We start from the raw sequence: 25,238 nt of genomic DNA, 5'->3' as shown, positions 1-25,238 counted from the left end.
TTTTCAACATCAGAATCTGAAAAAAATAATGCCGGAATGTTGAAAAAATTACAAATGATTGGATTCGCAAAAACAGGCCGGCTTCATGCTCTTTTCCTCAGCAGCCAAAACGGAATATACAGAATGAAGAAGCTCAATATCACCGCCGCTTCCATTGATAGAAGATACCACGGCCAAGGTCCGAAAACATTCAGAAGCGAAGCGGTCTTCGGTTTTTTCATTAAATATAGATAATTTGCATTCAGCACACGATCAATAAAAAAGACACACGCCCCGTACAGATTTACGATCAGCACCGACACCCACAGCCCGCGCGCCGACGGCCTGTACCTTTCTGAAGCGGCCATGAATAGACAGGTAAGAAAAACACAGCCGTGGGAGACGAAAAACACGATGTACCGAAAATGCGGGAAAGAATACGCCCCTAAATCAGGTGTTGCCATCGCCTGTACGGCGCTGCCCAAACCGGCAAAATAGAGGAAGGCGAATAGCTTTTTGCTTTTTGTCATGACCATCAGCATCGCCAAATAGACGGAAAGGTCGCTCAGCTGCAGCGGCAGAGCTGTTTTCAGCGACCAGGCATGATGACAAAGCAGCCATATATGATAGCTGATCTGCGACACGGCAAGGAGAATGAATAGTACATAGCGGATCATGCGGCTCTGGTTGAGCTTTTTCCGGAATACGATCACGCCCGCCCCCAGCAACCCGATGATCAACAATGTGAAAATGTGTTCCTTGGAAAAAAGATGAAAGGCCCCTGTTTCAGATTTCAATTGAAAATACTTCTGCATAAGGCTCCCCCGCGCGAAAAAATGACGTATGTCTATTCTTTTAAAAATCGCTTTCTTCTATTCATACAAAAAAAGCCTCCGCTTATGCGGAGGCTCCTCAACTTGTTTTACAAGGCGGATTGAATGACCTTTTTATAATACAGCACCGACAGCATGCCGAAGATGGAGTACAGCAGCGTATACAGCGCCATGACGATGATCATCGGCGTCCACACTTCCGTTCCGAATAAAAACCATCCTGACTGAACGGCAAAATAGCTGTGGAACAGCCCGAGAACGAGCGGAATGCCGAAATGATACGCCTGCTTCCGGCGGATGCCTTTCAGCAGATCTCCCGTTGTGAAGCCGAGCTTCCGCAATATCGTATAATCAGCCTTCTCATCCTCACACTCGCCCATTTGTTTAAAATAAAGGATACAGCCTGAGGTGATCAGAAAGGTTAATCCTAAAAACCCGACAATAAACATGATCAGCCCCATGTTTTTCTTTTGCGTGTCAGCCGTTTCAAATTGTGAAAGCGCACCGTCTGAATAGTGCTGCGCCTGAAACAGACCATCAGCTTTTTGGATGTCCTCTTCTCGTTTGAGTGTAATGCCGAAAAACCGATTTGATTTTCCCTGGATGGACGGGTCGATATCTTTCTCGATCCGGTCGAATACCTGCTGCGTGACGATAACGGTCGGCAACCCTCCGCTTGTAAATGTATATGACAGGAGGAAGTCGTTCTTCAAGCCCTTATACGCCAGCGGTATTTTATCCGTTTTGCCGTTTATATCAATGGAACCCGACGTTTTCAGGTCGAGGAATCTTTTCATCATATCATTATATCCGGTAAACACGGCTTCTCCGTCAGAAAGCTCCGTCCCTTCTGCGTCTTTCTCGCTTATAATCGGCAGCGCCAGGCTGGACGGGTCTTGTTGAAAGCTTTTCATGTCGCCGTTTATAATGTTCTTCATATTGACACCGGCTTGAATGGTCTTGATTGTTTTTACTTTGTGTTCAATTCCGTTTTTCTTCAATAAGGCGGTAAAAGAGTCAGTCTCCTTTTGGTTATCAAACGCAAAGTCCGCGGCTGTATTTTGCTCAGCCGATTTTTCCGCGGAGTAGTACGAGATATAGCTTAAAGACAGCAAACCGATTGCCAGCGCCGAAAGAGTCGTAATAATCGTCAGCAATACGGCGTTTGACTTCATCCGGAACATGATGGATGACAAAGACAGCACTTCACTGACATTCAGATACCCGCCTTTTGATTTCCGGATGAGATTTGCCAGAAAGCTGACCGAACCTTTATAAAACAGATAGGTTCCGATAATGACCGAGCCGAGAATAAACACCATGGCCGAAAACAGTTCATTCATGCTCGTAAAACTGCCTCCGAATAAATCCGCGGACACGGCATAGCCGGCGATAATGGCCGCAATACCGACAACGCCGATCAACATCTGCACCCAAGAAAGCCGTCTTATGCCGCTTTCTGACGATGACGCGGTTTTAAATAAAGACAAAATGCTTTGCCGTTTAATAAATAAGTAATTCATCATCATAATCAGCACGTAAATTGCCCCGAACACAATTAACGTCTGAACGAGCGCCTTGCTTGAAAAAAACAGTGAGACAGAGGCTTTCACACCGACTGTATGAAACAGCATCATCATACATAATTTCGAGAGGGAAAAGCCGGCGAAAATACCGATCCAAATCGATCCGAAATACAAAATGAAATTTTCTGCGCTGAGTATGCGGAAAATGTGCATTTTCGTCATCCCGATTAATCGGAATAAGCCGATTTCCCGGCCGCGCCGTTTAATAAAAATGGTGTTGGCGTATAAAAGAAATACCGACACGATCGCCACAAGCAGTACAGAGGCGGCCCGGATTGCCGCCGCTCCTTTTATGGAGCTTTTCATTTCATCAAGCGCCGGATCGTATTGCATCGTGACAAACGCGAAATAAAGGGCGGCGCTGAACACCAGCGCAAAAACGTAAAGATAATAGTTTTTCATATTCTTTTTCAGGTTCTGGAAGATCAAATGATGAATACTCATGCCTGAACCCCGCCCAATACACTTTGCGTTTTCATAATATCCTGAAAAAAGTCCGGTCTGTCCTGACCGCCTTTATTCAGCTGCGTATACACACGGCCGTCTTTAATGAAAACCACACGTCCGGAATAGCTGGCGGCAACCGGATCATGCGTCACCATCACAATGGTGGCGCGGCGTTTTTGATTCAGGCGGCTGAGTTTATTCAATAAATCCGTGGCAGCCTTTGAATCGAGCGCTCCGGTCGGCTCATCAGCAAAAATAATGCCCGGCTCGTGAATAACAGCTCTTGCGGCAGACGTCCGCTGTTTTTGTCCGCCGGAAATTTCACTCGGATACTTATGTCTCAAATCATAGATCCCAAGCTCCTCTGCCGTCTCGGCAAATCGCAGGTCCGCCTCTTTCTTAGACATTTTCGTAATGGATAACGGCAGGAGTATGTTTTCCTTCACGGTCAGCGTGTCCAATAAATTATAATCCTGAAAAATAAAGCCGAGATGCCGTTTTCTGAATTCGGCAAGCTGTTTTTCTTTCATGGATGTAATCTCCGTCTCATTCAGTTTTATGGTGCCCGCGCTCACTTTATCAATGGAGGAAAGCACATTCAAAAGGGTCGTTTTCCCTGATCCTGACGGGCCCATAATGCTGACGAATTCCCCTTTGTGAATCTGAAGATCAATTCCTTTCAGCACCTCTTGTTTATTCAGCTTGTTTCCGTAGCTTTTTTGGATATTGCCTGCTTCTAAAATCATCACGTTATGATTCTCCTTTTACATTGGTTATCTTTATTTTAAAAACAGAAGCCGTTTTTTTCGTTTGATTAAGCGAACAAAAGAGAAAAGCATGTGACACTTTTGTCACACGCTGAACATGCTGACGGCATCGTTCTGTTTTGGAAACACCAAGGTAAAAACCGTGCCGCTTTCCGGCTCAGAGCGCACGCTGATCTGGATGAGAAGCGGAGCCGCGGCTTTTTGAGCCAAATACAGGCCCATCCCCGTTGACGCGTGATCTCGCCTCATTCGCGTCGAGGTAAATCCTTTTTCAAAAATGCGCGGAAGATCTTTGGGCTCGATGCCGATGCCGCGGTCTTCGATATCGACATGCACCCGGCCGTTTTGTTCATAGCTTTTTACGGTAATGTCATCCGCTTCACTGTATTTGACGGCATTGCTTAACAGCTGCCTGATGATGAAGGAAAGCCATTTTCCGTCACTGTGAACGTCCGGCGAATCAAGCTGAATGTCAAACCCGATCCCTTTTTGTATGCACCATGATTGCAGGTTTTTAATTTCTTTGAAAACGAGCGGTCTGAGCTGAATGCGCTGGAATGATAAATCATTTTCAATAAAGGACAATCGTTTCTGATGAAGCTGCTGGTCCAGGAGATGGTGAATCCGCAGCCATTCATACAGCAAAGGGGCTTTCAGCGGCTGTTCATCAAGGCGTTCGATCATGAGATGCATCGCTGTCAGCGGTGTTTTGACCTCGTGAATCCATGACATCAGATCATCCTTTTCATGCTCTGACGCCGCCTGAAGATCAAGTGAGCTTTTTCGTAATTGCTCTGTCTGCCCTTCAATGCTTTCTTCAACGATAGACTCAAACGGACTGTCAGGCGCTTTAAGATAAGACATGTCTAAATTGGCGTCCCACTCTCTTAAGCTTTTATAATAGGCGGTCTCTTTACGATAGCGGAACAAGAGAAATACAAGAAACACAAGAAGCGACAGGTAAACAAAATACAGCACCGAAAAAAACGGAATAGACGGATCAATATATGCCGCAAAAAGGAGCACAGCCTGCTGCAAAAGAAACATCGCGATCCAGCTTTTTCTTTCGAGCAGAAATGATTTAATCATAAAGACCGTCTTCTTCCTTTGCGATGTATCCCTGCCCCACCTTGGTTTCAATCATTTTCCCGATGCCTAATTGATCGAGTTTTTTCCGCAGCCGGTTGACATTCACCGTCAGCGTATTATCACTGACGAAACGCTCATCATTCCATAGGCTTCTGATGAGTTCTTCCCGGCTGACGATTTTATTTTTCTGCTCAGCCAGCAGTTTTAAGATCAGCATTTCGTTTTTGGTCAGTTCGACCGAACCGTTTTTACAGCTGACCGTGTTGGTTTCTGTGTCAATGACCGCCCCGCACCATCTTTTCATCAGCGCCGGTTCTGTGCCGTATTGGTGCACACGGCGGAACACCGCCTGTATTTTCGCGATTAACACATCAAAGTGAAAAGGCTTCTGAATAAAATCATCTGCCCCGAGCTGCATCGACATGACCATATCCGCGGGATGATCGCGCGAGGACAAAAAGAGAATCGGCACGTTTGATTGGGAGCGTATCATTCTGCACCAATGAAAGCCGTCAAATTTCGGCAGCTGTACATCAATGATCACCAAATCAGGCTTAATTTCAGTAAACTCCCGGATGACCCGGCTGAAATCCTTTATTCCGTGCACCGCAAATGACCAGCCCGTTAATCTCTCCTTCATCTCGTGAAACAAAGTGTTATCATCTTCTATTAACAAAATGTGAAACATGGTATCCGCCCTTTTCTGATAGATAGAGGAAAAACCGGCTGATGTCCAGCCGGCTTTTTTCCTTTACAGTTCTCTTCTTAATGCGGTCAGAACGTTGGTTTTTGTCGCTTTGCGGGCCGGATTCATACCGGAAATCACCGCGACCCCCGCACAAATGACAACTGCGATCACAACGAGGCTGAGCGGGATGTAGGAGAAGGTATAATGAAGATCTTCAGCTCCGGTATTTCCCCCTACCGCTTTCAAGATAACCGGCACAGCCAGATTGACGGCAAAACTCACTCCGTAAGAAATGATAATCCCGATGACAGAACCTAATATCCCGATATAGGCGCTTTCCATCAGGAACATTCTGCGGATGATGGACGGGCTTGCGCCGATCGCTTTCATAATCCCGATTTCCTGCGTTCGTTCCGTCACCGCCATCGTCATCGTATTGAAAATACCGATGGCTGAAATCACGACGGCGATAAAGCCGACAAAGATCAGGCCGATTTTAAAGACGAGGAAAAAGGTGTTGACGCCCTTCAGCTCGGTTGTGACAGATCTGACATAAAAGCCGTCATCCGTGAGGTCATGGGTAAGCTGATCGACATGATCGAATTTGTCCGCATACACATTGATGCTTTTTTCCGCATTTCCATTCTTCAGATCCAAGAATGTCGAGAAGTCTTTCTTGAATTGATCACTCACAAAAATATTTGTATCCTCCATCCAATCTTGGGACGGTTTTTTTGTAATTCCGACTACTTTGAAGTCGTACGTTTTCGTTTTTTCAACGTCTCCGTCTTTGTTTGTTTTGGAGATGCTCAGCTGTATCGTTTTATTAAGCAGGTCTTTCGTATAGCCTTTTGGTTTTTTCACCTCCGACATGTCGCCTTGGTGATCCTTTAACTCTTTGTCGTAAGCGTCAGCCTCTTTTTTCGTCAATAGGTTCTTCGCAAAATCATAGCCGACCACGATTTCATTCTCTGTACGGGCGACTCTTCCCTGATCAAGCTCCATATTGGCTTTGACTTCATCTTTCATGTTTGTCAGCACAATGGCTGAATCTTCATTTGTTCGGTTTCCCAATGACGCTTTGTTCGGTTCATACACTTGTGTTCTCTCAACGACAGACTTGACATTTTTATACTTTTCCAAGTCTGATTTCTTCACGGCTTTTCCGTTCTCTTGGCCGAGCACATTGATTTCCGTAACAATCTGCTGGCTCATCGTAATGTCTGTAATCGTTTTTTGGATGCCGAATCCGACGGAAGCCAGCACCACTAAAAACGCGCACGCCATTGTCGTCGCCAGCACCGTCATGAAAACACGCAGCCGGTTTTTCTTCATATTTCTTCTGATAAAGTGAATCTGATCCTTAAATCTCAACAGTAACGCCCCCTTTTAATACACCGTCATGCAGCTGGAATTTTGAATGCGCGATCGAAGCGACTTCATCGTCATGCGTAATGATGACAAATGTAATCCCGCGCTCCCGGTTCAGCTGCTGAATTAATGCAAGCACCTCAAGTTCCGTTTCTGAATCGAGGCTTCCCGTCGGCTCATCGGCTAAAATAATTGACGGATTTAAAATGAGGGCTCTTGCGATACTGACACGCTGCTGCTGGCCGCCTGACAGCTCATTCGGATAATGATTCGCATGATTCTCAAGTCCGACCCGTTTCAGCATATCTGCGACTTTCTGCTTGCGTTCAGACGGTTTGACGCCTTTTAAGGCAAGCGGCATTTCAACATTTTCATAGGTTGTCAGACTCGGAATGAGCTGAAAGCTTTGAAAAATAAAGCCGAAATGCCCGAGGCGGAACTGCGCCCACTCTTTTTCATTGAAACCCGTCACATCAGTGCCGTTAATGACGATACGACCCTTTGTCGGCGCTATGTATCCCGAAATTAAATTCAGAAGCGTTGATTTTCCGGAACCGCTCCGCCCGACGATACAGGCAATTTCCCCTTTTTCAACGGTCAAAGAGACATCCTTCAGTACCGGAACCTCACTCTCTCTGCCTTTCCTGCCGATTTTAAATGAATGATCGATATGCTGTACCTCTATCACGTACACCACTCCCCCTTATATCTGTTTCGTTTTTTTATAGATGAAGTAATAATTAATGAAAAACCCGATAACCGCACCGATGAGCATGCCGAATATGTAGCCGGTATACGAACGGTTATAAGCATATCCGCATACCCCCGCACTTCCCAGCATACTGAGCGACATGACGAGCACTTGAATGATGCGTTCAATGTGTTTGCTCAGGATAAAATGTCCGCTTCGTTCATTCGGCATTTTCAGGAAATTCACATAGCCGAATAGATAGAAACAAAATCCCATAAATGCGGAGATGAACAATGCGTGTTTCATGTAATACATCCATGATGTATGGATGTAAGCGGCAGGCATGAAATAGATCAGAAACCCGCTCCAAGGGAAATCAATATCCGGCACAGCCTGCCTGCCAAAAAGGAACTCAGCGTTTAACAGGTAAATCGTCATAACCACGATCGGAAAGACGGAAACCGTGAACGCTGTGATCAGCTGCGCCGCTAAATTGCCCGTTATCGTGCCGGCAGCTGTCACTAATGCGTAAATCATCAAGCTGATGACCAGCATCCCTGCGCTGAATGATTGAAAATGATGGACAGCGTCAGGTTTAAGCGCTAGGAACAATATGTCGGATACTCCGTAAGAAACAAACTGTGAGCCGGCTAACACGGCTGCTCCCAAGAAAAACTTCGTATGAAATATCCGGCTTCTCGAATACGGAAGACTCAGTGTAAACATCCTTTCAGCCCGGCCTGCTCTTATCAGAAAAAGCCCCATAACAACCGGCGGAATGAAATGAAGCCCAATCAAATTCCGATAATTGATGTAATCGATGCTGAATGTACAAACTGACCCCGGGTACAGCTGAAGTGCACGTAAACAATCCTTATAGTGAAAATACTCATTTATAATTGCCAAAGGGCCTAAGATAGATAAGAACCCCGCTGTAAGCAGCAGCAGCGTCTGCCGCTGCTTCCATTCTTTATAAAGCAAACCGCTAATCGGCACCTTGCTTTCCTCCAAACTGTTCATTCTCAAACAGATCTACATATGCTTTGACTTCCTGTAAACCGTAAAATAACTGATGAAAAATCCGATAACCGCGCCGAAGATAATGCCGGCTAAATAGCCGAACATCGTGTCTGTGACCCCATATCCGAAAACGCCGAAACCCATAACGGCAAAGGCAATCACCAAGATCTGCACCGGCCGGTCCAATTTTCTCCAAAGAAAGAATCTGCCGTTCCGTTCATTCGGATGTTTCAGAAAGCTGACGTAACCGATCAGATAAAAGACAAGGCTCATCACAATCGGAATGATTAAAATCAAATCTCTTTCTCTGATCCAGTCGTTAAACACATATCCAATAGGGGTTATAAATATAAAAAGACGGTATTCGATATAACTGCTGATAAAAGAAAATTGATCTCCGACACTAAAATCGAAAACGACCTCCAAATTCGCGGCCGGCAGACCGATGAGTAAAAAGGGCAGAACCGTTACTGTAAACGCCGTTAACAGCTGGGCGAATATATGTCCCGTTAATGCGCCGGATGCCATTAACAAGGCGTAAGCCATAAAGCTGATGACAATCATTCCGATTGAAAAATGATCAAAATCGTACGTATGGCTCGGTTTCAACAAAGATATCAGCAATGACGCCGCTCCATAGCCTATCGCCTGAGGAACAACAATGACTGCCCCGCCGAGCCAGAATTTCGTCTGAAAGATTTGGCCTCTGCTGTAAGGCATGCTTAACAAAGCATCCATCGTTCCCTTTGTCCGTTCCAAGCCTAATAAGAAGACAGCAATGATGACACTCACAACCCAGCTGAAGGAAAGAGGCGACCCATTCGTATAATTGACAACGAATTCACAATCTTGAAGAGCTGGGTTATTCAAACATTCTTGATATGTTGAGTAGTTGTTATAAACCATAAAAGGGTTTGCCGCCATTAAAAGAATGCCGCTGCATAAAAACAACCACTGATTTTTTTTCCATTCTGTGTACAACAATCCCCGCGGTATCATTCCGGTCCTCCTCTCTTACACATGCTTCGTTTTTTTATAAATCACAAAATAACTGACCAAAAATCCGATCGCTCCTCCGACCAGCATCCCGGCCACATACCCTGTCATCGTATGTCCCGTCGAGTACCCCGCCAGGCCAAAACCGAGAACGGCGATGATGATCACCACAATCTGAATGGGCCGGTCAAGCTGTCTCCAAAGAAAAAAACGGCCGTTCCGTTCCACCGGCTGCCTGACATAGCAAAAGTACCCGATGGCATAAAATACAATGCTCATCACTGCCGGAATGATTAATATATACTTGCTGGCAGATACCCAGTCCGTATTAACATACATGATCGGAATCAGATATTGAAACGAATCGTTTAGGTAAGCATTGACTGATGGCATCAGCTCATGCATGCCGACCCTGAAGATAACTTCCGCATTTGTCAGCGGCAACGTAATAATCAGGTAAGGCGCTATCGACACGGCAAACGCCGTTAACAGCTGGGCGAACGTATTCCCCGTTAAGCAGCCTGCGCTCGCGACCAATGTAAAAGCCAAAACACTCACAATAATCTCTCCGACGCTGTAATGGTGGAAGAAATATACGCGCTCAGGCTTTAACAGAAGAATGAGCAGCTCAGCCAGCCCGTAGCCGATCACCTGAGCGCCGGTAATGACCGCCGCTCCGAGCCAAAATTTAGTGTGAAACACCTGAGCGCGGGAATAAGGCAGACTGAAAAGCGCATCAATCGTTCCTTTCGTACGTTCCAGTCCGAATAAGCAAACCGCCAAAATCACAGCGGGCGCCCAGTTTAAGTTCAGCATTCCGCTATCCAAAGAATTCACATAAAACTTACAATATGCTTCGTGGGTGTCCAGACAGCCTTGATAAACCAGATAGGTATTTAACACTTCAAATGGATTGACCGCCGCTAAAAAAATGCCGACCATCACAAGAACAGTTCGATTCTGCACCCATTCCCTGTACAGCAATCCCCTGTCTACCATCTCCGGTTCCCTCCAAACTTCGCGATGAAAACTTCTTCTAAGTTCACAGGAAGTTCGTTCCATACTTTCGGCTGCAGCTCTTGCAGAAAGTTCTTTTTCTTCTCATCGTTCTTTTGAATCAGCACCGTATAAAACACACCGGCATGGTCGAGAATCGGTATATTTTGTTCTCTGATCTTCAAGGCGACGTCCTCTTCAAATGCCATTTGGATTTTCATGTACTCTTCCTTCATATCATCCAAGTCCATCACATTCGTCAGCTGATTTCCTTCCAAAAACCCGATCCGGTTGCACATTCGCTCAATATCTTCTAAACGGTGTGAGGTAATCAGAATGCTCGTTTCCCGTTCAGCTACTTCATCCACCATAAGCTGCAGCACGTCATGACGCGTTACGGCGTCAATTCCGTCCGTCGGTTCATCCAAAAGGATAAGAGCCGGGCGTGAAGCAAAGGCAAGGACGAGCGCAAGCTGTTTTTTCAGGCCTGTGGATAATTCACGGTATTTCTTCGTTTCCGGAATGCCGTACCTGTTCATCAGCTCATTGGCGTAAGTCACATCAAAATTCGGATAGATTCTGCTTACAATCGCAACAAGCTGTTTATATGTATACTTGTCATAAAAAGGATTTTCAACAGGCATATAAATAATGTTCTGTTTGACTTTCGGATGACGCTTTATTTCCACCTGATTAAATAAAACCGTCCCTTGATCCGGAAGCAGAATCTGCTGAATGAGCCGGAGCAGTGTTGTTTTCCCTGATCCGTTCCGCCCGAGCAGTCCGAAGATTTCCCCTTTTCCGATGGTGAGCGAAATATCCTTGAGCACTTCTTTACCGTCTATCGTTTTTGAGAGATTCCGCAATTCAATCATGATCCTTTCCTCCTTTCACATCAGCGCTGATTTCCTTTATCCATTCCTGCAGCTTCTCCAGCTCAACTCCCGCGTAATGGGCATCGATGATGAGCTGTTTCAATTGCTCTTTTATCATCGTCATCTTCCCTTCAACCAATGTCGTTTTTGCATTCTCCGATATATACGTTCCTCTTCCCCTCAGCGTTTCAATGACACCATCGCGTTCGAGCTCCTTGTACGCTTTGCTGACTGTGTTCGGATTGGCGATAATGATCGTTGCCAATTCCCTGACAGAAGGAAGTTTATCCCCCGGCTTCATGATCCCTTTTAAACAAAGCTCTTTCAATTGCTGTATGATCTGCTCATAAATCGGAGTTGAGCTTCTCGGATCGATTTGAATCATTTACTTCCCTTCTTTCTTTTACGAGCTGCTCTCTTTCTTTAAATGTTCTGCCATTGAAAACCGATGACGACAAGAACGACAAACAGACTGCTGGCTAAAACCGAAGCGGCGATAATAAGAGGCACATCTTGTTTTACGGATCTTTTGTTTTTCATGAAAGTTCCCCTTCCCTATGCTTAACATTTATATGTCGATTCATTTTTTGAGTGTTTTATGTGTATTACATCAAGTAGTACACGTAATACAATAAACACACTCAGGCCTATTGTCAATTCTTTTTTAAAAGAAATACAAAAAAACCCGCCGGGATTCCGGCAGGTTTGCTGAACCATTTGAAACGGCGCGGTCAGTAATCAAAATTACGCTGCAAAATCATGTTGTTTTGCAAGGTCTGCAGCTGCAATCTCATTCGGTAAAGCTGCTCTCTTTGCTGATCATTCGCAGATAATGACAGCTTGTTTAATTCATTCACCGCGTTTTCAAGCATCATTTGCGCTTCACTGTACTCATTATCATTATAATGCTCTTGTTTTGAAGCGGTCATAAATTGCTCATTCGCAAATTCATACGCCTGTTCGCTTCTTTGGAGATGTTCATCTACTGATTGTCTTGTTGCCAACGAAACCCCTCCTCAGTGAATGGGAAATCAAACTTAGTTTGAGCGGACCAAAAATAATAACACCCGAAGGTTGCAGGAAAGAGAACCAAATTTTCCGCGTTTTAGCTAAAAGAATGAGAATCCTGCCTGGAGTCATAATAAACAAAAGAAAGCCCCATCCTGTTTTCAGATTGTGAACCCCCATCATTCATGCTACAATTTTAGGATGCATCTGATGTGAGGGAGGCTTTTTGAACATTGAACGAGAATAACCCTTTTCCTTATTCAAATACGGAAAAACGGTACCATACATTAAATTATCATCTGCGGGAGCATTTCGGGCATAAAGTGTTTAAAGTCGCGCTTGACGGCGGTTTTGACTGCCCGAATCGGGACGGCACGGTTGCACACGGCGGCTGCACATTCTGCAGCGCGGCGGGCTCCGGCGATTTTGCCGGCAACCGGGCCGATGACTTACTCACGCAATTTCACGATATCAAAAACCGTATGCACGAAAAGTGGAAAGACGGCAAATATATCGCATATTTCCAGGCGTTCACGAATACGCATGCCCCGGTAGAGGAGCTGCGTGAAAAATTTGAATCCGTCCTCAAGCTTGACGGCGTTGTCGGCATGTCTATCGCCACCCGTCCGGACTGCCTGCCGGACGATGTCGTGGAATATTTGGCAGAACTGAATGAGCGGACCTATTTGTGGGTTGAACTCGGGCTGCAGACCGTGCATGAACGGACCGCACTCCTGATCAACCGCGCCCATGATTTTGACTGCTATGTTGAGGGTGTCAATAAACTGAGAAAACACGGCATCCGCGTTTGTTCCCATATCATTAACGGGCTTCCGCTTGAAAACAGGGACATGATGATGGAGACGGCCAAAGCCGTCGCTGATTTGGATGTGCAAGGCATTAAAATTCACCTGCTTCACTTATTAAAAGGCACACCGATGGTGAAGCAATATGAAAAAGGAAAGCTGGAGTTCCTTTCTCAAGAAGAATATGTAAGTCTTGTATGTGATCAGCTCGAAATCATTCCCCCGGAAATGATCGTTCACCGCATTACGGGAGACGGGCCGATCGAATTAATGGTCGGGCCGATGTGGAGCGTCAATAAGTGGGAAGTACTGGGCGCCATTCAAAAAGAGCTGGAAACACGGGGAAGCTATCAAGGAAAGCTCTTCAGAAAGACCGGGGAGGAGACCGCCCTATGACCTTGATGCACATCCTCCCTTTCAGTAAAGAATTGCTGAAGTCCGCCGCACAGGAAGGTGATATCACGGTTGACGCGACGATGGGCAACGGACATGATACATATTTTCTGGCCGGCCTTGTCGGTGAGACAGGACATGTCCATGCCTTTGATATTCAAGCGGACGCACTCGCTAAAACGAAGGAGCGGCTCGGTGCCGACTTCGGCCCGCGCGTCACGCTTCACCATAAAAGCCATGATCAAATAAAGGCATCGCTGCCTGAAGATGCGCACGGTCGTGTGGCTTGCGCCGTCTTTAATCTCGGCTATCTGCCAGGCGGCGATAAAAGCATTACGACAAACGGCCGCTCAACCATTTCCGCGATCGAACAGCTCCTTGAACTGCTGAAGGAGAACGGGCTGATCGTTCTCGTTGTGTACCACGGGCATCCTGAAGGCAAGACGGAAAAAAGTGCATTACTGGAATACTGCAGCAATCTTGATCAGGAAAAAGCCCGCGTGCTGAGCTACGGCTTTCTCAACCAGCGAAACGACCCGCCGTTTATTATAGCGATTGAAAAGAAATCTGCCGGAAAATAAAGAATCGGCCTGTCATAAGCGGGCCGATTCTTTTTGTATTTACTTTTCAAGAAAAATCAATTACTATGAAATAATGGAAAAAAGTTCATCTTTTAAGTGTAACATCTGGGAGGAGCGGCAGTTTGAATATTCTTCGCATCATATTTTCAAGTGTTCCCTATGTAATGTTTGTCATCATTTTATCAAGACATTTAGGATTTGAGTTCGCGAAAACCTATTACTGGTGGTTTGCTGCATTTTTTGTCATCGGGCTGATCGGCAAATTCGCAATGCACCTTGCGGCAAAAAAGAAACCGTTAAAAAAAGAGACAGCGTAAAATGCGCATGTCTCTTTTTATTTACTGTTTTGCAGCACGCTGCGTGTATAAGCGGGATTGTTCGTAAAGACACCATCTGCTTTTTGTTTCAGCATAATAGGCGTCAGCGTATGCTCGTCTTCCTTATCAAAAAACACGTGCACTTTCATCTTATTGTGATGAATGCGCTTCACGACTGCTTCATTTGCCAATTTGGCGTTGATCCCGACTGTATCAGCATACGTTCTGATGGTTTGCAGCTGCTTATCATTTATCTCCTCAGCCTCGTTATCTTTTAATAATCGAACAAGAGGAACTTTTTTATTCATAGAACGAACTTTCTTTAAGCTCTTCCCGCTAAAAGACTCAATGACTGCTTTATGGCTGGAAATCAGCTTATGTTTTTGTAATATGTCAATCAGTTTCTTTTCCATCACCAGGCTGCCGTTGCTTTCTCTTGTCTCAATATAGTAATTGGCAGTTTGTCCGAATTTCTGTATGATTTCTTCTAATGTTAAAATCTTTTCTCCTTTTCCCGCATTCAGTTTCTTAATCTGAGCCAAAGACAGATCATCTGTCATCCCTTTACCATCTGTTGTCCGATCTACCGTTTTATCGTGAATTGCAATCAGACGGCCGTCCTTCGTCTCCCGTAAGTCTATCTCAATATAATCTGCTTTGTCTTTAATCGCACGTGCATAAGACAAAGCGGTATGTTCCGGCTCAATCGCAGAAGAGCCCCTGTGCGCTATCAAGACAGGATGATAGCCGGCGGAAGCATGGGTGACGGAGCAGCCTCCGGAAATGGAAAGTAATGCTATGACCGCTAAATACTTTAATTTTTTCATAAAATTAAAGTATCATATTCTGCAGGCGCACACAATGTTTCATTCTTCACATCATAAATAAAAAACTGCGCCGTCATGATGTACACGAGAGGCGCAGTTCACCCATTACGAACTTTTCGTCCAAGCCATCTTCTGAAATTTGCGGTAGGCTCTTCCGTTGATATAAAAGAAAAATGACGTTTTTCCGCTTGCCCTGATCAGCTTTCGGGCGAGGCGGCCCATTTCTTTTTGGCCGGCGACTTTGTCATCGGATAAATAGACGCCGAGCAGCCCCCTGTTGATCAGCCGGTGAAAATTTTCATGCGGAATGCCTTGCAAATGTTCATCCGCTTTTTCAATAAAATGCTGCAGTCTCTGCATCATTTCTTCATGAGACTGATAATACGTACAGAAATTCAGATCGCCTTCAAGCAGATCTTCTTCCTGGTCAATTAAATAATCAAGCAGTATATGCAGGCCTTGTATGTACGGAAAATAACTGCTGCGGATTTTCTCAGCGGTATGTTCGTTAAAATCAGGCTGGAATGAGTAAGCAACGAGACAGAAAATGCCTAACGTCGATCCGGCGCAGGCCGAGAATTCAAACCACTCCATTTCCGGAAGCTGCGACCTGTACTGCTCAAACCAGGCTTTAAGCCTCGGAACCCGTTCATGCTCAACGACATGCTTATGAACCTGAAGATCGCAATAATAATCACACAGTTCAAGCAAATAAGGTTTAATGATACCGTAATGTTCTATTGACCCGAGCACCCGCTGGCATGTTCTGACCAGTTCATGAAGATAACCGCCGTCATCCCGCTCCTCTCTGTACTGATAGTACGGCCGCACCTCGGCACCGACCGTCAGCGCGTCACGCATGGAAAGATGAAGCATGCGGAAGTCCTCCGGATCAAGCGAGGTGCTGCGGTCGCACAGATTGTCCAGATAATCACTGATTGTCTGATACGCGATGATAAATTGCACGCATTTCTGTTTCTGCTCTCCCGAAAGCAGGGCTAAAATGCCGCCTCCTTCACAATGAAACGACTTATCGCGGATACTTGCGGCCGCCTGCTGCCGCAGTTCGGTATTTTTAATGGAATCTGATTTTTCCCGCCACATGTTCAATTCCTGATGAACGAGCGGAAAAATTTCCCGATACACTTTTGCCATAAGGTTAAAAGGATGTTCCGGTACTGTCAACATATGCACCCCCAGCGAATTCAAATATACTGATCTGTAAAGGCTTTTGCCGCCTTAAACACAGTTTCTCTTTCCGGTTCATTAAAAATTTCATGATAAAGCCCTTCCCATTCCCGGTACGATTTATTATGGGAAGCCAAACCGGAAAACCATTTGCGGACCTTCATTTTATCGACGATTTTGTCATCACCGCCCTGCATAAGCAAAAGCGGCACCTTTAAAAACGCATCAGTCGGCACCATAGCGGCATCAATGGTTTTTAAAAGCTCTCTGTACCATCTTACGGATACCTTCGTGACATATAAAGAATCGTTTTGATCCGCTTCAATCATATCCGCATTCCTCGTTGCCATATCAGGTGATAAGCCGGAATCCACTCTGAGGGACGGAGCGAGGACGTTCAGTCCTTTAGACGCAAAATCAAGGACTTTATTGACTTTTATTTGCAGACCCAGACAAGGTGATGATAAAATGAGTGCCGTAATGCGGGGATTTCTCTGCTGCTTAAACCATTCTATCGCAATCAGTCCGCCCATGCTGTGGCCCAAAAGGAAAACGGGCGCTTCAAGCGTTCTCGCTTTATCAATCCATATATCTACTTCATCAATGTATTCTTGGAAAGAGCGAATATGCCCTCTGGCGCGGGTCGACGTTCCCTGACCGGGCAAATCGCCCATCACCACGTTATATCCGGAAGATCTCCACATTTCAACGAGCCATTTATAACGCCCGTGGTATTCGCTCGCCCCGTGGATAATGACAATGGTACCGACGGGCCTGTCTGCTTTCCAAGTCCACATGCAGTTCACCTCTTACATAAATTTAGAGAAAGAAGGATGAGACATGATAATCTACCCTTATAAACAATTTACGCCGGACATACATCCTGAAGCGTTCATTGCGGATAACGCCGTCATAACGGGCGACGTCGTGATCGGAGAACAATCGAGCATCTGGTTCTCGGCAGTCATCCGGGGGGATGTTGCGCCGACAAGGATCGGAAAAAGAGTCAGCATACAAGACTTGAGCTGTCTGCATCAAAGCCCGAACCGCCCGCTTCTTATTGAAGATGACGTCACGATCGGCCATCAGGTTACACTGCACAGCGCAATCATCAGAAAGAATGCTTTAATCGGTATGGGCTCCGTCATTCTTGACGGGGCGGAAATCGGAGAAGGCGCGTTTATCGGCGCCGGAAGTCTCGTTCCTCCGGGCAAAACCATTCCTCCCGGCTGTCTTGCGTTCGGCCGGCCCGCAAAGGTTATCCGCCGGCTGACAGAAGAAGACATACGGGACATGGAAAGAATCAGAACGGAATATGTTGAAAAAGGCCGATACTATAAAACAATGCAAGAGAAATAAAAAAGATCAGCTTTGTTTTACTACTGTACCATTTTTCAAAATATTATTTAAGTAAAAACCATTTGCATTCTCCCGATTGTCAGGAAACAGAAGCAAAATGTTCAGGAATTTGTTTTATTCTTCCCCCTTTTACCCGATCCTATGAAAAAAGAGCCCATTTCAGCGGGCTCTTTTTTACGCTTTTTCGGCGAATGTCTGTCCGTTTTCCAGATCTATGTCTTTTCTTTTATGGAAACCTTTGCCGTAATAGGCGGCTAATAATATGCCGAACCAGACAGGACCGACGATGACGGCCACCCTGGTCTCTGCATCAAAAGCCATCAGCACAACGACAAAAGCCAGAAATGCCAGCGAGATATATGAGGAAAAGGGGTATAAAGGCATTTTATATTTGAGTTTTTTCCGTTCTTCCGGCTGTAAGCTTTTACGGTATTTCATTTGGGAAAGCAAAATAATCGACCATGTCCAAATTGCTCCGAACGTCGCAATGCTCGTCACCCACGTAAACACTTTCGCCGGCACCACGTAGTTCAGCAAAACGCCGATGCATAACGCACCCGCTGAAACCAATACCGCTTTTCCCGGCACACCGCCTTTTGTGACCGTACCGTATGCTTTAGGTGCTTCATTTTGCTCCGCCAGATTGAACAGCATACGCCCCGTGCTGAAGATCCCGCTGTTGCAGGAAGAAAGAGCCGCCGTCAATACGACAAAATTAATGATTCCGGCTGCAGCGGGTATTCCGATTTTTTCAAATGTCAAAACAAACGGGCTTCCGCCTGAACCGATTTCCTGCCACGGATAAATTGACATAATGACAAACAAAGCTCCGACGTAAAAAATGAGAATGCGCCAAAAAACAGTATCTATGGCCCGCGCCAGTGATTTTTCCGGATTTTTGACCTCACCGGCTGTGACACCGATCAGCTCAATCCCGAGATAAGCAAACATGACCATCTGAAGCGACAGCAGCACCCCTTTAATCCCATTCGGGAAAAAGCCGCCGTGGCTCCATAAATTGCTGATTCCGAGCGCAACGCCTCCATTTCCGAGACCGAATACGATCATCACCAGACCGATCGCGATCATTGACAGAATCGCCAAGACTTTAATGAGCGCAAACCAGAATTCAAGCTCACCGTACGCTTTGACCGCCAGAAAGTTGACAGCCGTCATAATGACGAGTGCACAAAGCGCCCAGATCCATGACGGCACGTCAGGGAACCAGTAGCCCATATAAATGCCGACCGCGGTGATTTCCGCCATGCAGGTAACGACCCATAAAAACCAATAATTCCAGCCTGTTAAAAACCCGGCAAGCGGGCCGATATAATCTCTGGCATACCGGCTGAATGAACCGGCTACAGGCTTTTGAATCGCCATTTCCCCCAATGCCCGCATAATAAAAAACATAATCAGTCCGCTGCAGGCGTAAGCGGCTAAAATCCCCGGCCCGGCAAGCTTTATGGCAGAAGCAGACCCGAGAAACAGCCCGACTCCAATCGCGGCGCCCAACGACATAAGCGAGATATGCCGCTCTTCCAAGCCGCGGTGAAGCGTTTTTTCTTTGTTTTGCATAACTCTCCCTCCCCCTGATTTTGACAAAGAAACAACAAACCGAGACGAAATAGCCAGAAAACTTTTTCAGGAATCTACCCGATTAGTCCTATTATAACCTTTTTCTGAATATTGCGTAATACTTTGTCGAAAACAGAGCGGAATAGACGGTTTACAAAAAACAATAGAAAAAAGGCTTTCGATAACTCGAAAGCCTTTTGGATTAAACGAAAATGACTTCTTTCGGCTGATGATTCAGCTCTTCCGGCACCAGTCTTTTTTCGACATTGATGCTGTGCCAGATCATGAAGATCAGCACGGTCCAGATTTTGCGGCTGTTGTCCGCTCTGTCGGCACAATGATCTTCCAGGAGCTGAAGGACATAATCCTTTTCAATATAAGCGTCTGTTTCACTTTCGCGAATGATGTTGCGAACCCATTCGTTCATTTCATTTTTCAGCCAGTGGCGGATCGGCACAGGGAAGCCGAGTTTTTTGCGGTTAAGCACATGATCAGGCACTACCCCTTCAGCAGCTTTGCGCAGAAGGTATTTCGTCGTGCCGTTTTTCGTTTTCAATTCATCCGGAATTTTTGAAGCTACGTCAAACACGACTTTATCAAGGAACGGCACGCGCAGTTCCAATGAGTTGGCCATCGTCATTTTGTCAGCCTTTAACAGGATGTCGCCGCGCATCCACGTATGGATGTCAACATACTGCATTTTATTAATGTCGCTGTATGAACGGCTTTCCGTAAAGTACGGCTTCGTGACATCACGGTATGAAAGCTCTGGATTGTAATGTTTGAGCAGCTGTTTTTTCACGGGCTCTTCAAAAATCTTCGCATTACCGATATAGCGCTCCTCAAGCGGTGTGCAGCCGCGGACTAAGAGGCTTTTCCCTCTCATTCCTTCAGGCATGACGGACGCCACATGAAGAAGCATTTTTTTCAGACCGGACGGAATGCGTTCAAACGGTTTAAGCGAAAGCGGTTCGCGGTAGATATTGTACCCGCCGAACAGCTCGTCCGCGCCTTCCCCGGATAACGCGACCGTTACATGCTTTTTCGCTTCTTTCGCGACAAAGTACAAAGGAATCGCCGCCGGATCTGCAAGCGGGTCATCAAAGTGCCAGACGATTTTCGGAAGCTCGTTCATATACTCCTCAGGAGAAATGACTTTGCTGATATTTTCAATACCGAGCGCGGCAGCCGTTTCCTTCGCTACGTCAACCTCACTGAAGCCCTGCTGCTCAAAACCGACGGAAAATGTTTTAAGGCTCGGGTGAAATTCTTTCGCAACTGAAACGATAAAAGAAGAGTCGATACCGCCGGATAGAAACGAACCGACAGGAACGTCACTTCTCATGTGAACTTTGACAGAGTCAAAGATTGCGTCTCTGACTTCTTTCACCAATTTATCTTCATCAGACTGAACAGGCTTGAAGTTCGCTTTGAAATATGTTTTAAACGCGATGTCGCCTTCCGGGCGGATCGTAAACTGGCTGCCCGGTTCGACTTTTTTCACTTCAGCGTCAAGCGTGCTCGGTTCAGGAACGAATTGGAAAGACATATATTGCTGTAAAGAAGCTGTATCAAGATCAATACCGTTTTGAGCGGCCATTAAACTCTTTCTTTCAGATGCAAAATATACTTTGTCCCCGATGGTTGTGTAATACAGCGGTTTAATTCCGAACGGATCTCTCGCGCCGTACATGACGCGGTCAGCTTTGTTCCAGATTAAAAACGCAAACATTCCGCGAAGCTTTGAAGCGGCTTCTTCTTTATAATGACGGTATGTCGCAAGGAGCACTTCGGTATCGGAATCTGTATTGAAAGTGTAGCCTTTCGCTTCAAGCTCTTCTCTCAATTCAATGTAGTTATAGATTTCGCCGTTAAAAATGATCCAATATTTTTCGTCTTCATATGATAAAGGCTGTCCGCCGTTTTCTACGTCAATAATACTGAGCCGTCTGAAGCCGAATCCGACGTGCTCGTCATGATAATACCCATCGCTGTCAGGACCGCGGTGAACGATCATTTGGTTCATTTGTTTGATTAGCTCTTCTTGATCTGCGGTTTGAGTTAATGGATGCTTATTAAAAACACCGACAAATCCACACATAGTATAGCCTCCATAAGTGTAATTTTCTAATTGGACCCCCTTTTTATAGACGCTTTGTTACGCCATTGGTTTCACGCTATGTAAAAAATAAGCATGGCAGCATCTACAAAAAGGGAAAGCCGCTTAAGTAAGCGGCTATAAAATTATTCTCCTAGTGCTTCTTTGCGAAGCGCATCCGCCTTGTCAGTACGCTCCCAAGGAAGATCCACATCATGACGTCCGAAGTGGCCGTAAGCAGCTGTCTGCTTATAGATCGGGCGGCGCAGGTCAAGCATTTTAATAATGCCGGCAGGTCTCAGGTCGAAGTTATTCCGTACGACTTCGATCAGTTTTTCTTCAGAAGCTTTTCCAGTATCAAATGTATTGATGGAAATAGAAACAGGCTGTGCCACGCCGATTGCGTATGCAAGCTGCACTTCACAAGAATCAGCAAGACCTGCTGCCACGATGTTTTTCGCTACGTATCTCGCAGCGTATGCCGCTGAACGGTCTACCTTCGTCGCATCCTTACCGGAGAATGCGCCGCCGCCGTGGCGTGCATATCCGCCGTATGTGTCGACGATGATTTTACGGCCCGTAAGACCCGCATCACCTTGAGGCCCGCCGATTACGAAACGTCCCGTAGGGTTGATGAAGTATTTTGTTTCTTCATCGATCAGTTCCTCAGGCACGACAGGGTTAATGACATGCTCTTTCAGATTGCGCTGAATCTGCTCAAGCGTAATTTCCGGGTGGTGCTGAGTTGAAATAACGATCGCGTCGATGCGGACCGGCTTGTTGTTTTCATCATATTCAACGGTAACTTGCGTTTTGCCGTCAGGGCGAAGGTACGGAAGAATGTCTTCTTTGCGGACTTCGCTCAAACGGCGGGCTAGTTTATGCGCCAAAGAGATCGGAAGCGGCATAAGCTCTTTCGTTTCGTTACACGCATAACCGAACATCAGGCCTTGGTCTCCCGCTCCGATTGCTTCGATTTCAGCATCGCTCATTGTGCCTTCACGCGCTTCAAGTGCCTGATCGACACCCATTGCGATATCCGCAGACTGTTCATCAATTGATGTTAAAACAGCGCAAGTCTCCGCATCAAATCCGTATTTGGCGCGTGTGTAGCCGATTTCTTTAATCGTTTCACGGACTGTTTTCGGAATGTCAACGTATGTTGACGTAGTAATCTCTCCGCTTACCAGCACAAGTCCTGTCGTTACAGATGTTTCGCAGGCCACGCGCGCGTTCGGGTCATTTTTTAAAATCTCATCTAAGATACTGTCAGAAATTTGGTCACAGATTTTGTCCGGATGACCCTCAGTAACAGATTCAGATGTAAATAGTCGACGGTTTTTACTCATTCACTTTTCCTCCTGAAAAAAGATCTTTTGCAAGACCTTCTCATATGATACGGAACTCGCTCCCTCTTAATACAATGTCATACTATATCAGAGAATGTTAATTGGCATATTTTATGAAATAAAAAAACCTTTTCCACTCGAGGAAAGGGTTTGGTCTGTGTGCCTTTCACTCTTATCGCTCAAGGAAAATATTAAACCTTGCATCAGGTTAGCACCTTGGTTTCCCACAGTGTTTTCACCTGCTTTTTTACAGAGAAACCGGTTGCTGGGCTTCATCGGGCCTGTCCCTCCGCCAGCTCGGGATAAGAGTATCCGCTCAATGAAATATCTTATCGTAAAAGGGCGGAAAGTGTCAATATGAATTAAAGCGATTGCGCGCCTTTATTTCGGGAAGCAATGGAAAAACACAAACAAAAAACCGTAAATAGTATAGACTATTTTCAGATATATGTTATACTAATTCCACATTCAGCGAAATACAAATAAACCGGCAAAGGAAGGTTTTTATGAAATTAGTTGATTTAACCGCAGATCTTCAAGCATTACTTGCAAGTCCGAATGTGCATCATAATTTATCGGCTCCAAAACTTACCGAAAAAGTGATCAGCCGTAATGAAGGAACGCTGACATCAACGGGCGCCGTACGCGCCACTACCGGCGCATATACAGGCCGGTCACCTAAAGATAAATTTATCGTCCGTGAACAAAGCACAGAAAATCAAATTGATTGGGGCGCGGTGAATCAGCCCATTTCTGAAGAGGCGTTTGAAAAGCTGTACGCCAAAGTCGTCAGCTACTTAAAACAGCGGGATGAACTGTTTGTGTTTGAAGGATTCGCGGGAGCGGATGAAAAATACAGACTGCCGATTACGGTCGTAAATGAATTTGCGTGGCACAATTTATTCGCGCGCCAGCTGTTTATCAGACCGGAAACGGATGAAAGAGACCCGCAAGCGCAGCCTTTCACCATTCTCTCAGCTCCGCATTTTAAAGCAGACCCGGAGACGGACGGCACGCATTCGGAAACATTTATCATTGTCTCTTTCGAAAAGCGCGTCATTTTAATCGGGGGCACCGAATACGCCGGAGAAATGAAAAAATCAATATTCTCCATTATGAACTTCCTGCTTCCGCAGCAGGATATACTGCCGATGCACTGCTCAGCCAACGTCGGTGAAAAAGGCGATGTCGCCCTGTTTTTCGGCCTTTCCGGCACAGGGAAAACGACGCTTTCAGCCGATGCGGACCGCAAACTGATCGGAGATGACGAGCACGGCTGGTCAGATTCCGGCGTTTTCAACATTGAAGGCGGATGTTACGCTAAATGTATCAATCTGAGCGAGGAAAAAGAACCGCAGATTTTTCGTGCGATCCGCTTCGGGTCTGTTCTTGAGAATGTCGTGCTTGATGAAAAAACGGGTGAAGCGGATTACGACAATTCCTTCTACACGGAAAACACAAGAGCCGCATATCCGATTGAGATGATCGGCAATATCGTGCAGCCGAGCATTGCCGGCCATCCGCAGGCGATCGTCTTTCTAACGGCGGACGCATTCGGCGTGCTTCCTCCGATCAGCAAACTGACGAAGGAACAGGCGATGTATCACTTCTTAAGCGGATACACCAGTAAACTCGCGGGAACCGAACGCGGCGTGACATCTCCGCAAACGACTTTCTCGACGTGCTTCGGTTCACCGTTCCTTCCGCTTCCGGCGCATGTATATGCCGAAATGCTCGGGCATAAAATCGACGAACACGGCGTTCAAGTCTTCCTGGTCAACACAGGCTGGACCGGCGGAGGGTACGGAGTCGGAGAACGGATGAAACTTTCGTATACAAGAGCGATGGTCAAAGCCGCTATTGACGGCAGACTGAACCAGACTGACATGACGGCAGACAGCATTTTCGGCCTGCACAGTCCCGTTCATGTTCCGGGCGTGCCGGATGAAGTTCTTCAGCCTGAAAACACATGGAGCGATAAACAAGCATACAACGAAAAAGCGCTGTTTTTAGCCAATGAGTTTAAAGAAAACTTTAAAAAGTTTTCCCATGCAGACTCGATTGCCAAAACCGGCGGACCTCTCGTGTAATCAAAAAAGCCAAGGGCGTTTATGCCCTCGGCTTTTGTTTTTTCAGTTTGTCGAATGAAGCGAAGTGAGTCTGTATGTAATGCTTGTCCGGCCGTTCGCCCATTCGAGCTTTTGGACCTCGCCGGTGCCGGATTTCTCGCCGGTTTTCGTTTTGCGCACGTCCATCGGAATATCAAGAGGATAGACGCGGTAGCCCTCTTTCTCCAATAAAAAGATATTTTCCTCTATCCGTTTTTCATTGCCTTTTGTCACAATCATGGTATTAAATTCAACAGGCATTCCCAAAATGAAAATCCCCTTTCATTC

At 46.0% G+C, this 25,238-nt stretch carries 25 protein-coding genes and 1 riboswitch; of the genes, 5 read left to right on the top strand and 20 right to left on the bottom strand.

Going from position 1 to position 25,238, the window contains the following annotated elements:
• Positions 1-83: 83 nt before the first annotated feature.
• From AC2CGA_RS12045 to AC2CGA_RS11985, 13 genes are all read right to left on the bottom strand, one after another.
• Entirely contained in the window at positions 84-794 is a 711-nt protein-coding gene (locus AC2CGA_RS12045) for a YwaF family protein (protein ID WP_015387829.1), read from the bottom strand.
• 107 nt (positions 795-901) lie between these two features.
• Complete coding sequence (locus AC2CGA_RS12040) at positions 902-2,842, bottom strand: FtsX-like permease family protein (RefSeq protein ID WP_003152291.1); 1,941 nt, start codon at positions 2,840-2,842, stop codon at positions 902-904.
• Positions 2,839-3,594, bottom strand: a complete 756-nt coding sequence (locus AC2CGA_RS12035; RefSeq protein ID WP_015387828.1) for an ABC transporter ATP-binding protein — start codon at positions 3,592-3,594, stop codon at positions 2,839-2,841. Before AC2CGA_RS12035 ends, AC2CGA_RS12040 begins: the two co-directional genes overlap by 4 nt.
• A 102-nt stretch (positions 3,595-3,696) precedes the next feature.
• Positions 3,697-4,701: a sensor histidine kinase gene (locus AC2CGA_RS12030; protein WP_015387827.1), complete on the bottom strand. Its 1,005-nt coding sequence runs from the start codon at positions 4,699-4,701 to the stop codon at positions 3,697-3,699.
• Positions 4,694-5,389 (bottom strand): response regulator transcription factor, encoded by a 696-nt coding sequence (locus tag AC2CGA_RS12025; protein WP_052586455.1) that lies wholly within the window; start codon positions 5,387-5,389, stop codon positions 4,694-4,696. Before AC2CGA_RS12025 ends, AC2CGA_RS12030 begins: the two co-directional genes overlap by 8 nt.
• Before the next feature lie 63 nt (positions 5,390-5,452).
• Positions 5,453-6,763 (bottom strand): ABC transporter permease, encoded by a 1,311-nt coding sequence (locus AC2CGA_RS12020; protein WP_003152283.1) that lies wholly within the window; start codon positions 6,761-6,763, stop codon positions 5,453-5,455.
• Positions 6,753-7,448, bottom strand: coding sequence for an ABC transporter ATP-binding protein (locus tag AC2CGA_RS12015; protein ID WP_003152281.1), 696 nt, complete (start codon positions 7,446-7,448; stop codon positions 6,753-6,755). Before AC2CGA_RS12015 ends, AC2CGA_RS12020 begins: the two co-directional genes overlap by 11 nt.
• Before the next feature lie 15 nt (positions 7,449-7,463).
• Positions 7,464-8,447, bottom strand: coding sequence for an ABC transporter permease (locus tag AC2CGA_RS12010; protein WP_095315544.1), 984 nt, complete (start codon positions 8,445-8,447; stop codon positions 7,464-7,466).
• 36 nt (positions 8,448-8,483) lie between these two features.
• The gene (locus AC2CGA_RS12005; protein WP_072588416.1) at positions 8,484-9,470 is read right to left on the bottom strand and encodes an ABC transporter permease; all 987 of its coding nucleotides are present in this window, start codon (positions 9,468-9,470) and stop codon (positions 8,484-8,486) included.
• Between the two features lie 15 nt (positions 9,471-9,485).
• Positions 9,486-10,466, bottom strand: coding sequence for an ABC-2 transporter permease (locus AC2CGA_RS12000; RefSeq protein ID WP_043867359.1), 981 nt, complete (start codon positions 10,464-10,466; stop codon positions 9,486-9,488).
• Positions 10,460-11,338 (bottom strand): ABC transporter ATP-binding protein, encoded by an 879-nt coding sequence (locus AC2CGA_RS11995; protein ID WP_003152276.1) that lies wholly within the window; start codon positions 11,336-11,338, stop codon positions 10,460-10,462. Before AC2CGA_RS11995 ends, AC2CGA_RS12000 begins: the two co-directional genes overlap by 7 nt.
• Positions 11,331-11,723 (bottom strand): GntR family transcriptional regulator YtrA, encoded by a 393-nt coding sequence (ytrA, locus tag AC2CGA_RS11990; protein WP_003152275.1) that lies wholly within the window; start codon positions 11,721-11,723, stop codon positions 11,331-11,333. Before ytrA ends, AC2CGA_RS11995 begins: the two co-directional genes overlap by 8 nt.
• Positions 11,724-12,069: 346 nt before the next feature.
• The gene (locus AC2CGA_RS11985; RefSeq protein ID WP_003152272.1) at positions 12,070-12,342 is read right to left on the bottom strand and encodes a YtzC family protein; all 273 of its coding nucleotides are present in this window, start codon (positions 12,340-12,342) and stop codon (positions 12,070-12,072) included.
• A gap of 237 nt (positions 12,343-12,579) precedes the next feature.
• On the opposite strand from AC2CGA_RS11985, the gene mnmL reads away from it, so the two are divergent.
• The 3 genes from mnmL (at position 12,580) to AC2CGA_RS11970 (ending at position 14,443) form a co-directional block, all read left to right on the top strand.
• Entirely contained in the window at positions 12,580-13,548 is a 969-nt protein-coding gene (gene mnmL, locus AC2CGA_RS11980) for a tRNA modification radical SAM protein MnmL/YtqA (RefSeq protein ID WP_003152268.1), read from the top strand.
• On the top strand, positions 13,545-14,126 hold the full coding sequence (gene mnmM, locus AC2CGA_RS11975; RefSeq protein ID WP_015387824.1) for a tRNA 5-(aminomethyl)-2-thiouridylate-methyltransferase MnmM: 582 nt from the start codon (positions 13,545-13,547) through the stop codon (positions 14,124-14,126). Before mnmL ends, mnmM begins: the two co-directional genes overlap by 4 nt.
• A gap of 122 nt (positions 14,127-14,248) precedes the next feature.
• Positions 14,249-14,443: a hypothetical protein gene (locus AC2CGA_RS11970; RefSeq protein ID WP_003152265.1), complete on the top strand. Its 195-nt coding sequence runs from the start codon at positions 14,249-14,251 to the stop codon at positions 14,441-14,443.
• Between the two features lie 17 nt (positions 14,444-14,460).
• Here the strand turns inward: AC2CGA_RS11970 and AC2CGA_RS11965 are convergent, their stop codons facing one another.
• The 3 genes from AC2CGA_RS11965 to AC2CGA_RS11955 all read right to left on the bottom strand — a co-directional run bounded on the left by AC2CGA_RS11965 (position 14,461) and on the right by AC2CGA_RS11955 (position 17,255).
• Complete coding sequence (locus AC2CGA_RS11965) at positions 14,461-15,270, bottom strand: glycerophosphodiester phosphodiesterase family protein (protein ID WP_014305625.1); 810 nt, start codon at positions 15,268-15,270, stop codon at positions 14,461-14,463.
• A gap of 105 nt (positions 15,271-15,375) precedes the next feature.
• The gene (locus AC2CGA_RS11960; protein WP_003152263.1) at positions 15,376-16,455 is read right to left on the bottom strand and encodes a tetraprenyl-beta-curcumene synthase family protein; all 1,080 of its coding nucleotides are present in this window, start codon (positions 16,453-16,455) and stop codon (positions 15,376-15,378) included.
• A gap of 20 nt (positions 16,456-16,475) precedes the next feature.
• Positions 16,476-17,255, bottom strand: a complete 780-nt coding sequence (locus AC2CGA_RS11955; RefSeq protein WP_139885365.1) for an alpha/beta hydrolase — start codon at positions 17,253-17,255, stop codon at positions 16,476-16,478.
• A 46-nt stretch (positions 17,256-17,301) separates the two neighbouring features.
• Between AC2CGA_RS11955 and AC2CGA_RS11950 the strand changes: the two genes are divergently transcribed.
• A complete protein-coding gene (locus AC2CGA_RS11950; protein WP_025853382.1) occupies positions 17,302-17,817 on the top strand; it encodes a gamma carbonic anhydrase in 516 nt (171 codons plus the stop codon).
• A 174-nt stretch (positions 17,818-17,991) separates the two neighbouring features.
• On the opposite strand, the gene alaP is transcribed toward AC2CGA_RS11950, so the two are convergent.
• The 3 genes from alaP to metK all read right to left on the bottom strand — a co-directional run bounded on the left by alaP (position 17,992) and on the right by metK (position 22,842).
• A complete protein-coding gene (gene alaP, locus AC2CGA_RS11945; protein WP_139885366.1) occupies positions 17,992-19,395 on the bottom strand; it encodes an alanine permease AlaP in 1,404 nt (467 codons plus the stop codon).
• Between the two features lie 202 nt (positions 19,396-19,597).
• Complete coding sequence (asnB, locus tag AC2CGA_RS11940; protein ID WP_003152255.1) at positions 19,598-21,496, bottom strand: asparagine synthase (glutamine-hydrolyzing); 1,899 nt, start codon at positions 21,494-21,496, stop codon at positions 19,598-19,600.
• A 143-nt stretch (positions 21,497-21,639) separates the two neighbouring features.
• Positions 21,640-22,842, bottom strand: a complete 1,203-nt coding sequence (gene metK / locus AC2CGA_RS11935; RefSeq protein WP_003152253.1) for a methionine adenosyltransferase — start codon at positions 22,840-22,842, stop codon at positions 21,640-21,642.
• A 169-nt stretch (positions 22,843-23,011) separates the two neighbouring features.
• A riboswitch (SAM riboswitch) is annotated at positions 23,012-23,151 on the bottom strand.
• A 197-nt stretch (positions 23,152-23,348) separates the two neighbouring features.
• On the opposite strand from metK, the gene pckA reads away from it, so the two are divergent.
• Entirely contained in the window at positions 23,349-24,932 is a 1,584-nt protein-coding gene (gene pckA, locus AC2CGA_RS11930; protein WP_024085712.1) for a phosphoenolpyruvate carboxykinase (ATP), read from the top strand.
• Between the two features lie 42 nt (positions 24,933-24,974).
• On the opposite strand, the gene AC2CGA_RS11925 is transcribed toward pckA, so the two are convergent.
• Positions 24,975-25,217 carry a DUF2584 domain-containing protein gene (locus AC2CGA_RS11925; protein WP_003152249.1) on the bottom strand — a complete coding sequence of 81 codons (243 nt, stop codon included), beginning with the start codon at positions 25,215-25,217 and terminating at the stop codon, positions 24,975-24,977.
• Positions 25,218-25,238: the final 21 nt, after the last annotated feature.

The sequence above is a fragment of the Bacillus sp. SYZHCR11 genome (assembly GCF_057196865.1).
Note: the sequence above shows the minus strand (reverse complement) of the source record. Positions and strands in the feature narration are given on the sequence as shown.